The sequence below is a fragment of the Desulfomonile tiedjei genome (assembly GCA_016212925.1).
GTDB lineage: Bacteria > Desulfobacterota > Desulfomonilia > Desulfomonilales > Desulfomonilaceae > JACRDF01.
Genome location: JACRDF010000048.1, coordinates 133,195 through 145,517 on the forward strand (window position 1 = coordinate 133,195; position 12,323 = coordinate 145,517).

General features: G+C 53.1%; 12 protein-coding genes. All 12 read right to left on the minus strand.

Going from position 1 to position 12,323, the window contains the following annotated elements; genetic code table 11:
- Nucleotides 1–83: 83 nt before the first annotated feature.
- The 12 genes from HY913_21405 to HY913_21460 all read right to left on the minus strand — a co-directional run bounded on the left by HY913_21405 (nt 84) and on the right by HY913_21460 (nt 12,132).
- Nucleotides 84–680 (minus strand): hypothetical protein, encoded by a 597-nt coding sequence (locus tag HY913_21405; protein ID MBI4965849.1) that lies wholly within the window; start codon nt 678–680, stop codon nt 84–86.
- A gap of 84 nt (nt 681–764) precedes the next feature.
- On the minus strand, nt 765–1,931 hold the full coding sequence (locus HY913_21410) for a sulfite exporter TauE/SafE family protein (protein MBI4965850.1): 1,167 nt from the start codon (nt 1,929–1,931) through the stop codon (nt 765–767).
- 22 nt (nt 1,932–1,953) lie between these two features.
- The gene (locus tag HY913_21415; protein MBI4965851.1) at nt 1,954–2,340 is read right to left on the minus strand and encodes a response regulator; all 387 of its coding nucleotides are present in this window, start codon (nt 2,338–2,340) and stop codon (nt 1,954–1,956) included.
- A 291-nt stretch (nt 2,341–2,631) separates the two neighbouring features.
- Nucleotides 2,632–4,050: a sigma-54-dependent Fis family transcriptional regulator gene (locus HY913_21420; GenBank protein ID MBI4965852.1), complete on the minus strand. Its 1,419-nt coding sequence runs from the start codon at nt 4,048–4,050 to the stop codon at nt 2,632–2,634.
- 42 nt (nt 4,051–4,092) lie between these two features.
- On the minus strand, nt 4,093–5,634 hold the full coding sequence (locus HY913_21425) for a PAS domain S-box protein (protein MBI4965853.1): 1,542 nt from the start codon (nt 5,632–5,634) through the stop codon (nt 4,093–4,095).
- Entirely contained in the window at nt 5,624–6,091 is a 468-nt protein-coding gene (locus HY913_21430) for a hypothetical protein (protein MBI4965854.1), read from the minus strand. The genes HY913_21425 and HY913_21430 overlap by 11 nt, the downstream gene beginning before the upstream one ends.
- A gap of 471 nt (nt 6,092–6,562) precedes the next feature.
- Nucleotides 6,563–7,048: a cyclic nucleotide-binding domain-containing protein gene (locus HY913_21435; GenBank protein MBI4965855.1), complete on the minus strand. Its 486-nt coding sequence runs from the start codon at nt 7,046–7,048 to the stop codon at nt 6,563–6,565.
- A gap of 270 nt (nt 7,049–7,318) precedes the next feature.
- Nucleotides 7,319–7,741 (minus strand): universal stress protein, encoded by a 423-nt coding sequence (locus HY913_21440; protein ID MBI4965856.1) that lies wholly within the window; start codon nt 7,739–7,741, stop codon nt 7,319–7,321.
- Entirely contained in the window at nt 7,713–8,918 is a 1,206-nt protein-coding gene (locus HY913_21445) for a cation:proton antiporter (protein ID MBI4965857.1), read from the minus strand. The genes HY913_21440 and HY913_21445 overlap by 29 nt, the downstream gene beginning before the upstream one ends.
- Nucleotides 8,919–9,123: 205 nt before the next feature.
- Nucleotides 9,124–10,791: a dihydroorotate dehydrogenase gene (locus tag HY913_21450; GenBank protein ID MBI4965858.1), complete on the minus strand. Its 1,668-nt coding sequence runs from the start codon at nt 10,789–10,791 to the stop codon at nt 9,124–9,126.
- Between the two features lie 79 nt (nt 10,792–10,870).
- Nucleotides 10,871–11,296 (minus strand): hypothetical protein, encoded by a 426-nt coding sequence (locus HY913_21455; protein MBI4965859.1) that lies wholly within the window; start codon nt 11,294–11,296, stop codon nt 10,871–10,873.
- 20 nt (nt 11,297–11,316) lie between these two features.
- Nucleotides 11,317–12,132 carry an endonuclease/exonuclease/phosphatase family protein gene (locus HY913_21460; protein MBI4965860.1) on the minus strand — a complete coding sequence of 272 codons (816 nt, stop codon included), beginning with the start codon at nt 12,130–12,132 and terminating at the stop codon, nt 11,317–11,319.
- Nucleotides 12,133–12,323: the final 191 nt, after the last annotated feature.

Here is a 12,323-nt window from a genome sequence, read left to right on the forward strand (position 1 = left end):
TCCTTGACATCGTATATCGAAACTGTCGTTCGTGCCACACTCGCCGTTCCTCCAAACTCGAACGCCGCGATGCACGACTCATTTCATCGTTTCTCGTCCTTGCGAACCGCGGGCAACCCGTCTGTGAAGCTCTTCGCTTCTACGGGGCCGCTCTGATATGAATCGAGGATCGTCTTTATCCATCGGAAATATGGCAGTTTGTATTTGATCTTCTTAAAAATGAGATAGGCCGCGACATAGAGCACAATGAAGACACCAACGCAGCCGAGAGCATAGTCGGTGAAGATCAACGGGAATTCCAACTCCGCAAAGCGCTGATTCATCCAGGCAAGAGCCACAAACACCGGCCATAGGAAAGCGGCAGAGAGAGCTATTTGCATGAAGAAAGACTTCCCGAATGCGTCATTGGCCAACTTGTTGGCCGCTCGGTAAGCTTCTTTGTCCCCAGCGGAAAGAGCCTCGGCAGATAGATCTTGATAGTGCCGCGATTCTTCCGTACTTGCGTCGATCCGCTGTTTGGATACCAGGAAAACCATCGAGATGGTAAATTCCCCGACCAGGAGTGCGATCCATGCAAGGACAAAGGTCCCCAAGAGAAAATCCGCAAAAGCGTATCCCGTCAGGCGATAGAACCAGATGATGTACGGATCAACGAGCATCCACAAGGGGTGCATTTCCATGATGTGCTACTGAAAAAGGCATGGTGAATGGGGCCGGACAAAGCCGGCCCCTGTTTATATTATCTGTGATTGGGCTTTTTCTGTCTACATTCCGGGGAAAATCGAGTACCCCAGGAAACCTTTCGTGGTGTAGCCCACGCCTACATAAACGGCCAACACGACAAAAATCCTCTTGAGCCAACGATCGGGAATATATTTGGACGTATACGGTCCCAAGATGGAGCCGATGAAGATGCCCACCAGTTCGACACCGATGAAGAGGAAGTCTATGGGCGTCCCTTTGATGAACATGAAGGTAAAGATCGAGGTGATCATGCTGACTAACACGGCCATAGCCGAGGTGCCCGCAACCACGTACATCGGCAATCCTGCAATGGACGTCAGGAACGGAACGTACAGAAAACCGCCGCCCACACCTATGAACGCTGAAATAGCCGCGATGACGAACCCACCTAGAATAGGCCAAATGGGCGCAAACGAGAACTCGACACCGTAGAATGTGAAGGAGATTTTGGAAGCGCCCCAGTGCGTAACTTGCACACCGGCCGCGCCATGCTCCGTAACCTCACCTGCCGCTCTCTTTATGTGTTCACTTTCAAATGCTGCCGCGGCCGCTTTCGCCGCCTTCTTGCTTTTTTGTCCCGCTTCGGTGGTCTCGTAGAAGAGGAAGCATCCGATAACCAGGACGATTATTCCAAAGAACCCTATGTACTGGCTAAGGTTGATCTTCCCTGCGGTAAGAACCGGGATAAGATAGGCCCCGGCTATACCTCCACCCGCCAGACACAGGCCGAGCGGCAACACGAGTCGCCCCATCCGATAGTAGGTGAGAGACGATATGAAGGCAGACAGTCCCACGAGGTATTGGTTACTCGTCCGGATTGAATCGGTCAGGAGCTTGTTGAGCACAGGACTCGTATCCTTGAACGATCTGCCGTAATCAGCGAGTCCGAACACGGTTATGTGGCCGACACCAGCCATGATGCCGCCGAACGCTCCAACCGTGGAGAAGATCCAGCCAACCCAGATTCCCCAGAGTATCCCGAAGAGCCAGAAGGGACTGGGCGCTCCCGGTATTCCCATAAAACCCGGGGCTGCCTTGGAGTCGATCATGCCCTTGCCAACCCCCTGCGGGGTTTTCGCTATAGCTTCCTCCAGCTTGCCCGCGGCAGCGGGGGATGCAAGCATGAGGGTAGTGATGACAGCGACCGCCGCCACCAAGCCAACAATGATCCAATACTTTTTCGTCATAAAAACCTCCGATCGTTACGGTTTAGCCTTTCATGCGCGATTCCGGATTCCTGGCCTTTTGCAGCCCTAAGAGATCGCGAACCTTAGTTTCTAACTGGTCGATGTCCAGAGGCTTGATCACGAAGTCGTCCGCGAACAACCTTTCGGACAATTGCTCTGAGAACGCGTCCGTTATCACCATGACCTTCATGTCGCGGTTGACTTCTTTGAGCCGCTCGAACATGGGAAAACCCTGGATGAATCTTCCTCTCACGTTGACAATCCCCAGGTCCGGGACATTGAAAGCGGCCCATTTCACGGCTGCCTCGCTGTTTCCGAATGCGAAAACCTTGTGGCCCATGCGCTGCAAGACCCGCTTGAGCAGCGTGCAAGAGTCCGCTTCTTCGTCCAACACCAGAATGATTGCCAATTTGCCGTCCAACTACGACTATTATTCAGTGGCTAGTGTCATAAGGTCAAATTAACGGTAGCAATAATTATGCCCCGTTAGGCTCTCGTGAAGAAAAAGTGAATGCGGCTGAAATTACATGCGAATCAGTCGCGAAATCTGCCCTGACAAAATATTTTGAGAATTGCGAAAGACTGATTCCCGCAATGAAATTAGAGCGCTCGACAACTCGCTGGTTGACATAATGCAATATTATTGATCGTTTATATCCTAGAAGCAAAAACCTTGCACTGCAACAAATTTGTTGCGTCACTAATTCTCGACCAAGGTGTCTCGGTCCTCAGATGTCTGAAAATCGCGAGACTTTATGCCGTACCGCCGCAAGATCTGTTGGAGGGCCTGACGTTCCAATCCGCATTCTTTCGCCGCCTTGGTAACATTCCCGTTGTTGCGCCCAAGCAAGTCTGTCAGGTATTCCCTGTTAAAGCGTTCCAGCACCGAGGCCTTTGCATGTTTGTAGGGAAGCCCCTTTATCGCTTCGGTGACGAGACATTCCACGGAATCAAGATCCAACTGCAAGTCCTCGGGTTGAATTGTGGCGTCGGCTGTGAGCAGGACCGCTCGGCTTATAACGTTCTCCAATTCGCGAACATTACCTCTCCAAGGATATTTGATAAGCCGCTGCATTAGGCCTGAAGAGGCTGTTTTTGGCTCTTTTTTGAACTCAGCGCAGAAGCGCTTGAGAAAATGATCGACCAGCGAAGGTATGTCCTGTTGCCTCTCCCTCAGCGGAGGCATGTGCAGTGACATGACGTTGAGCCGGTAGAAAAGATCTTCGCGAAAGAGGCCTACCTTGATTTTGGCCGCCAAATCCTGGTTGGTTGAGGCGACAATCCGTACATCCACCTTCAAGCTCTTGGTCTGACCAAGGGGTCTTATTTCCTTGTCTTGCAGCACTCGGAGCAGTTTGGTCTGAAGGGTGGGAGAAATATCGCCGATCTCGTCCAGGTAGATGGTCCCCCCCTGCGCTTCCCAGAACAGTCCTGCCTTGTCTTGCGTGGCATGGGTGAACGCCCCTTTTCGATAACCGAACAGCTCACTCTCCAGAATGCTCTCCGGCAGGTTAGGGCAGTTGACTGCAACGAACTTGCCGTTTCCGCGTTGGCTAAGTCTGTGAATTGCCTTGGCGGCCATATCCTTGCCGGTGCCTGATTCACCGGTAATCAGGACGGTCACGTCGGTGTTGCTAATCAGGCGGATGGTGTCAAATATCTTCTGCATCTTCGGGCTTGCACCCACCATCTCCTGAAAACTTTCCTGCTCTTTCACTCGACGCTGGAGAAAAAGGTTTTCTCTGACCAGCCGGCTCCTTTCAATGGCTTTGTCCAGCATGTGAACCAATTTGTCATGTTCGAAGGGCTTGGTTATGAAATCGTAGGCGCCCTGCTTGATTGCCTGTACAGCCAGGTCTATCGTGCCGTACGCGGTCATCATGACTACAGTCAGGCCGTGATAATCCCGCTTAATGCGATCGAGGAATTCCATACCGTCCATGCCCGGCATACGTACGTCCGCGAGTATCACGTCAAAGGAATTCCCTTCCAGCAGGGACAATGCCCTATAGGCATCGGGGGCCGTTTCTATTTCGCAGTTCAGGTCCGTAGACAGACTGCGCTTTAAAAGGCGCAACATGTCCACTTCGTCATCTACAATCAGGAGTCTTGCTTTAATCGGTTGGTCCATTTTCTTTCATGGGGCCGGCTTTGGCCTTGGCTACTGACTTGCCTCTATGCGGGAAGCGCTCTCCCCGTCCTGCTCGACCGGCAACACAACCGTAAAGGTGCTGCCCTTACCAGGTCGGCTTTCCACTTGGATGCGGCCGTTATGATCCTGAACGATACCATAGCTGACTGAAAGGCCCAATCCGGTGCCTTCTCCGACCGGCTTGGTGCTGAAGAATGGATCGAATATTTTGTCAATGTGCTCTGCCGCGATTCCGCATCCGTCGTCGGAGAAGACTACACGGATCGCACGCGTTCCAGGGTCGCCTTCGGTGCCCACCGAGATTCGGCCCTTCCCGGAAATGGCCTGCCTGGCGTTCATGAGCAGGTTCATGAAGACCTGCTGCAATTTTTCGCCGTCCGCGGTAACTCTGGGCAGATTGGGCGAGAGCCGGGTCTCGACGGTTATCTTGTCCAGTTCGAATTGGTGCTCCAGCAAGGAAATTACCTCCCCGACACATTGGTTGATATCAATGGAGGATTTCCTAGTCTGGGTGCTGCGAGAAAATTTAAGCAAGTCTTCCACTACAGCTTTGCAGTTTCGCGCATGCTTTTCAATGGTTTTCAGGTCGTCATGGATCTGGCTGCCGGAAGGGTGATCTCTGAGAAGCAGTTGCGTGTACCCCAGCATCACCCCCAACGGATTGTTTATTTCATGTGCGATTCCGGTGGAAATCTGGCCTAGGGACGCGAGTTTTTCAGCCTGCTGGAGTTGACGCTCCATGTAGAGCCGCGCAGTCACATCTTTTGCGATCCCTTCGTAGCTGACGATCTTCCCCGAGGCGTCTCTGCGGCTGGTCGCGCTCAGGAGAAGGAAAACTTCCGTTTCTTCGCTTTTCCGGAGTCTGCATTGCCGGTCCCTTACAAAGCCGTTGGCATGAAGGCCCGACATAAGCTGGTCAAATTCTTCTCCTGAAGCGAAAAGTCCGCCCAGGCTCACCTTTCCGATAAAATCGTCACGATTTTGGAAGCCAAGGACGTCCAATCCTGCTCTGTTGATATCAACGAAGTCCCCCTTCTCATCCAGGATGAAAATCATGTCCATGGAGCCCTCGAAAATCCGTCGGTATTTCTTTTCCGACAGGCTTAGCTCTTCCGTGCGATGTCGAACGAGGGTTTCCAGATTGCGGTTTAGGTGCATGACTTCCTGGCTCGCTTGTTCCAGGGCCTCTTTATCTTTCAGGATAGCTGTATTGATTCTGTGGATTCGTTGGAAGAACAGAGTTATCGAAGCCACTACGACGAAGGCGAGAGTATTGAACGCCCCGCTGTATGACCGCAGGCTGATCCATACGTCACGCATATCCATGAGCAAAAGGAAACGCTTGGCTATATGGCCCACCCCTCGCGAAACTCCAAATACTGCAAGCGCCACGCAGAGCCACAACAAATATATCCAGATGACATTGGACGGCTGAGCCTTCGCGAGGCGAACCGCATACCACACGGCGAGAAACGAAAGGACGATTATCAGAGCCGAGCCTGCCACATCAGTGAACCAGATGGGCGCTAACGAGTACGAACTACCGGTCACCTCTCCGTCCCTCCGTGACCGCTTGTCTGTACAGCGATCTTATGCCCAGCAAGAGGAAAAGCATCGCCGGGACGGAAACCAGGTGGTCCAGTTTCAGAGCGTAGTACAGGCCGGTCCACGCTGAGTTCACGGCAATTCGTTGAGTCCAGTCAGGCTCGCCGGAGACCACGGTCTCCGGGATTCGCTCCTCCAGCCAATGGCCGGTAAAAGCCACAATATTCCAGAGTATCAGCAGAATGCATGATATCTGGATCAGTCGCCACCCTCGCTCGCGAGTGAAACCGTTTACCTGTAGCCAGTAACCTAGAAAGGCCATTGCCAAAATGAAAAAAATGTGGGCCAACTGGTGAGCGTAAAGCCCTTCCGGACCGGGATGCGACTGAAATGCCGAGGCCACGGTCGGGCCAAGAAGGAGATAGGCCCATACGATAAAAAAACCAATCTTCAGAGGAGTCATCGTTTCAAAGTCCTCGCGGAAAAGGAAGTGACATTCCTCGCCTCCCCAGGGGAGTTACGCCCGCGGCAAGGTTTTTGTCCGTGTGGCCGGCGAGAATTTGGCTGAAAGACCTCGATTTCCAACATCGCCTTTGGTAACCGCCTCAATATGGCGGGCACGGCCCGCCCTACAAATAGGTGCGACGCTTCCTGTAGGGCGGGCCGTGCCCGCCGATTCTGGTGGTTTCTAACAGCCCTGAGTAAATGGCCTTTTCGGACATTTCTTTTGTGAATTGATATATCATCATGCATATCGCAGAAGCACCAGGGGAAAGCTGTGCAGACTGCTGCCTCACCACATAATGACTACAGCCGACCTTTTGACGTTTCAAGGTTCAACCGACCGGATCCGCGTTGGGTGCGTCAGCCGTTAAAAGCGTGAGAGCGCCGGCGCGCCGTTCAAACTGTGCTCGTTCAGGGTGGATGAACTCAGCTAATCCTCTCGGGCGTCCGTGACTTGCCCCGAGCCATAGGACGCGCCGCCACCCGGCCTCTGTTCGGACAGAAATGAGTTGTAGCTGTGAATCAATCTCTCCCCTATGGCGCCTGCCAAACGTTTGAAGAACATCATTCCGCCGCCTGGGTCCCTTTCCAAGACCTTGTTGAGTTTCTCTTTTTCGATTCTGATCAACTTCGTCGGCGATTCGCACTCCGCGGCGGTGGTGTAACATTGGCGGTCAACCAGAGCGGACCATCCGAACGCTTCTCCCGGATTGCTCACGGTGTAATCTATTTTCCCCTCCTTGCCGATCGCGAGTCTCACCCTCCCTTCCTGCAAGACATAAAAATACTGTGCCGGGTCACCCTCTGAAAACAGAAGGGCGCCTTTGTTGTAGGATTCTTCAACCATGATTTTGCCAATTTCGCTCATGGTTTCCTGGCTAAGCCCCATGAAAAGGTCAGCTTCTTTGAGAAACATAGCTGCTCCTTTCTTGCGGAAAGACTTCCAGGTGAATCCGGCCGGTCTGAACCTGATTTCATTTTACTTCGGTTAGCGTTGTCTTACAATCGACCACACCGGAGTTCGAGGTTGCCGGTGCGAGGATCGGAAAAGCTGTCTCCGATTATGATTGGACGGTGGCACGCAATTTCTTATTCACGGTCAGAAGCATCGGAATCGACAGGGGTCGGGCGATTGATTTGCCCTCTCGATTACTAAATATTTCAATCCCGGCAACCTTGAACGGCTCTACTTCACAACAAGAACTGAGCACGGGGCCAGGCGTGTCAGAGTTTGCGAAGTGCTCCCCCATACCCTTTCAAAGATCCGGCTGTGGCCCATAAAACCCACGATGAGCAGATCGAACTCACCGGCCGCGCAGAAGCTCACTATGCTCTCGACTTCATGGCCCGCCACGATATGCGTTAGGAGTTTTGCGCCACCGGCTTTTGCCAGCTCAACAGCTTCGTTGTTCAACTGTTCAAAGAACGCGTCTTTCTGGCGCTTGACCTCCTCAAATTCGCCAACCGTGGCAACATATTGAGGCAGGTCTTCTTCCACCGAAATCGAATGGAACTCCGCGTCAAAGCATGCGGCCAGCTCAATTGCCTTCTTGAGGGCCTTCTTCGAACCCTCGGAGCCGTCATAGGCTATCAGAATTTTTTTGAACATCTGTCTCACCTCCTGATGGCTGGAGCACAATCCATCCCCCTTCGCTGCCGTCTACCTCTTCATGCCGGGGTTGAAAGAACCATTGTGCAATGAGCGTGGGAACAACCGCGCTCCCGATCACCACGGTGACCAGAATTGTGTATTGGTCCTGAGTTATGATGCCTCGAGTATAACCGAACAGCGCTGAAATGCTGCCGAAGGTCAGGCCTGTGCTCATGAGCAGCGTAGTATACATGCCTATCTTGCGCGAAAAGCGAAACACAGCGGTCAGAGGATACACACCGATGAACTTTGCTGCCACCTTGACCCCAAGAAGCACTAAAATCAACCCCAGGCCGGCTAAAAGGGCAGGAATAGAAACGATGGTGCCTGCTTTCAGGAAATAGAACGGGGTCAGCAGTGCAAAAGTCGCGGTGCGAAGGTGTCGCACCATTTCACGGTTTTCCTTGAACAGCCCTGCGACGACCAGCCCCAACAAGTAAGCCGGCAGCACAGCTTCGCTGTTCGCGCGAGTGGCCAGCCAGCCGAGCCCAAAAAGAATGAAGAAAAGGAGCTTGATTTCGGGTTCACTCACGTGGCCGTTGAAAGCCTTGAAAAACCAACGCGCAAATCGTGGAGTTATGCCGAGAACCAATGCGGTTACAACACCGAAGATTATCAGCCAAACGTCATAGTTGGCAAACAGGATGCCCAGCGCGACCACGGTTCCAAGGTCGGTGACAAAGCAAGCCGCAAGTATAAGCTTGCCCAATTCCGACTCGTTCAGGCCCGTTTCGACCATGACAGCGTAGACCACAGCGACCGAGGTTGTCGAAAGCGCAATGCCGCATATCATGGAGGCTTCAGCCGTCCAGTCGGCCACGTAGTACGCGTAGGCCATAGCGGACAGGAAGGGAAGCAGGAAACTGAAGAACCCTATGCCAATGCTTTCTTTTCCGTATTTTCGGAGAACTTCAGGGTCGATTTCCGCGCCCGCCAGAAAAGTTAGGAGAATAGCGCCGAAGCCTGCAAGAAAACTGATCCATTCGGCCTTCGGGTCCAGCCCCAGGTAGTTCCCGCCTATTACGCCGACGCAAATTTCCACTAGCGCGACGGAAATAGCGGTCCGCATCGAGATGACGCTGGCCAGTAGCGCCAGTCCGATCCAAATCATAGCCACAAACCAAGTTTGGTCCATGAATTACTCCAAACGACTTGATGTACCGGGTCACGTTCCAGGTCGGCACCCGAAAATGAAAAACCCACCGTAGGGTGGGCTCCAGTCGGGTCGCGCTCCCACCGCAAGACACACCGCGGTAGGAGTCATCAGCCTTGAAGGCGGTTTCAGGGGGACTCCATCCCCTCAAGGTCGAATTTCGGTCCGGATGCTAAGGCCAAAATGTCTAGAAGTCAAGATCCGCGCCGGCCGGCATTACCGGCCCGTCTATGCAGGATCGCAGACCGCTCTTGGTTCCGCAACTTCCGCACAGTCCTATCCCGCAGCGCATTACGTCCTCGCGAGCTACGAAGATCCTCTCTTCAGGGATCTGCTCCTCCAGCACGGCCACGGCGGCCTGCATCATGGCCGAGGGACCGCAAACCAAAACCAGACTTTGCCTGTAAAGCTCCGGTTCCGTCTGCATGTCCTCAGCCAGGAATCGCACCACCTGGCCGACTCGATCGGGGGTGTCGATTACCACAGTGGCTCCAGGGACATCGCGGCTGATATCTTCACGGAACGGATCGGTCACTTCTCTGGAAAACCCAAAAAAGGCCTTTGCAACAGAAGTCTTCCATCGCGTTGCCGCGAAAATTATCGGCGCTGAACCTGTGCCTCCGGCAACGAGCACCAAAGGCCTGTCCGAGGGAGGCGCGGGAAAACCCTTACCGTAAGGCCCTCGCATGTAAATCCAGTCACCCGGCTTGAGGCCTTCCAGGGCCGAAGTGAACGGTCCGACTTTTCTCACAAAGTAAACCGGCTCTAAGTCATAAGCAGGAGAAAAGGGTTTCTCGCCGACGCCTGGAAGCCGAAGAAAGAAAAACTTCCCCGGATCGCATGCCGGACCTTTTTCCAAGCGGAGTTTAAATATGTCGTCGCCGATGCGAGTGTTCTCCACAACCCGCGTTTTTGAATAGGTAGTGCGGGATTCCGAGGTAAGGCATTTTGCAGGGGAAGGCTGTTCAGGTCTTTTCTCCATGGCTTTGGTCAGCCTCGCGAAAAAGTCGGCAATTTCGCGGGTGGTCAACCCGGCCATGGCAGATCCCACCGCAAAAAAGGAGGCTCCTGCCTCCGAATACGCTATGACATCCTCTGCAGATCCGATTCCTCCTGAAGCTATTATGAGAATGTTCACAGCGGAAGCGGCTTCTCTCACGGCTTTCAATCCCACTGGCAAGATCCCCGCTCCGGACAATCCTCCGTTGACATTGCTGAGGATCGGGTTGCCTTCTGCATCTACCGCAGTGCCCGGCCCGACGGTATTGATCAATGACAGTCCGGCCGCGCCTTCTTCCTCGCACAGCCGAGCCATGCCCGGGATATCTCCGAGGTTCGGCGAAAGTTTCGGGATAATAGGCTTCTTGATGTGGGCGGTCAGGAGCCGCATGATCGCCCCTACAGCTTCAGGATCGGAACCCACACTTTGGCCCGCGCCTTTTACATGAGGGCAAGACAGATTAAGCTCAAACGCGTCTGCAATAGGATCGAGGATTACAGCGCACTCCAGGAACTCTTCCGGATCGTTGCCCATGATGGAGACTAGCAGTGGCTTGTTGTCGTGGAGAGGCAACAGCGGTTGCATGGCTTCCACAAAATTCCTAGCGCCCGGATTGGCCAGCCCCACAGCATTCACGAAACAGCCCGGATAGTATTCGTGAACGATCGGTTCGCGGTACCCTTCTCGCGGATTGACGCTCAAGGTCTTGGTGGTAAGGAATCCTATGGCGGGCACGTCCCGCGCTATCCGCGCAAGCACCGCGGGCACAGTGGTGACAACCCCTGAAGGAATGGTGAAGGGCGAACTTATCTTGAGGTTAGCAAGCGGCTTCCTTATCAACGGATCTTGAGACAAAAACGTCATACCTCCGACTTGTTTGCCATCGGCATCTACACTAAATACACCAACTAAGGGTTTAGACGCGTTAGAATTGCTAGACTTCACCCGCCTGTGCATGGGCCACTAGTGATGCTACGATTTTTTTTGTCTTCTCTGATTGGAGGATTTTCCCAAGAATTGAAACAAAGTCCTGCTCAGATTCTGCCGAAAGGGAAACCCCTTCCGGAGTGTCGGGAGAAATCTCCTTACGAATATCACCATCGATTCTGAAGCTGACGGGATAAGGTTCAAAACCCAGTGCTACCGAAAAGACTCTATAGTGGTAACTAAGAGCCGGGCAGTCAATAGAAAAGCTGTAAAGAAAAGGCTTCGCGGAGCTACTCCCTTCCCCGGAGATTCGAAGAGAGGCCTGCACAATGTTTTTGGTTTTTTCCCCCAACAATGCAGCCTGTTCTTTCAGGATTCTGACTGGCGAGTACGGTGCCACAGTTTGCAAGTGGTCGGGCCACAGATCGTCCATGGTACATTTCCCCCTACGATCTAGAGATCTAGGCTGAAGACCAGCGGAAGATGATCCGATGCTACATTCGGATCGGGATTTCCAGTGCGAGGCGACAGAAAACTCCTTTGATCGTCTGACTCTATTATTCGCAGGTCCTTGTTCCTGAAACGGTCTAAAAGTGCTGGACGGATCAAGACTTGATCGAACATATTCCAGAAAAATACTGCATGTTCCGCTGCGCTGTAGAAGTGTGTTCCAGGGGGACCGGGTGATGCGTCGCCCAAAAGGCTCCACATTGGGTTATAGAAAAACTGGTATTGCCTGCCCTGAACAATCCGCGACCCCGTCTCGGCAATTCGCTTAGTCATTACACCATGAAGGCCGTTAGCGCCCACGACTCCGGCCTCGAAAGGGTTCATGTTGAGGTCACCGACCAGGACCGTTCGGGAATGGCCTACCATGTTCTCTGCTTCTTCAAGAGATCCGGTCAGTTGGCAGCACTCAGCGGCTTGACTGTGGTCCGACCACCAGAGTTTACTGGGAAAATGGACCACTGCGAGGAGTATATCCGTTAGACCCGGTAGCTGCAGATGTCGAACAGTCAGTCTGTCGTCCTCAATTATAGGTGGAATAAAATCGCCCGGAAATCTACTATAAATTTCAATCTTTTTGCAAGCCCGTTGCTCGGCATAATGATATTGCGTCTCAACGCGATTCAGTTCGCTCAGTAGGGCGGCTGGTGAGATTGAACACTCAGCAAGCATGATGACGTCAACGTCATGCCTGCGAGCCAGATTGGCTATGATCTCGCCGCGAGGTCTGGAATTAACGTTCCAAAACATGAACGCGGTCATTATGAGCCACCTTCCACGTTTCAAATTCCTTGCTGCCGAAGAAATTCTGGCAGAATAACCCGCCTGCGTCAACGCGGAAGTGTTGTTCGAAGGTAATCATTCACTTCCGTGCGGGAGCGTCTCCCATGCCCCGAAGGGGCAGCCCAACCGTAGCCACGGGCGTAAGCCCGTGGACAATGGTCCACACAATC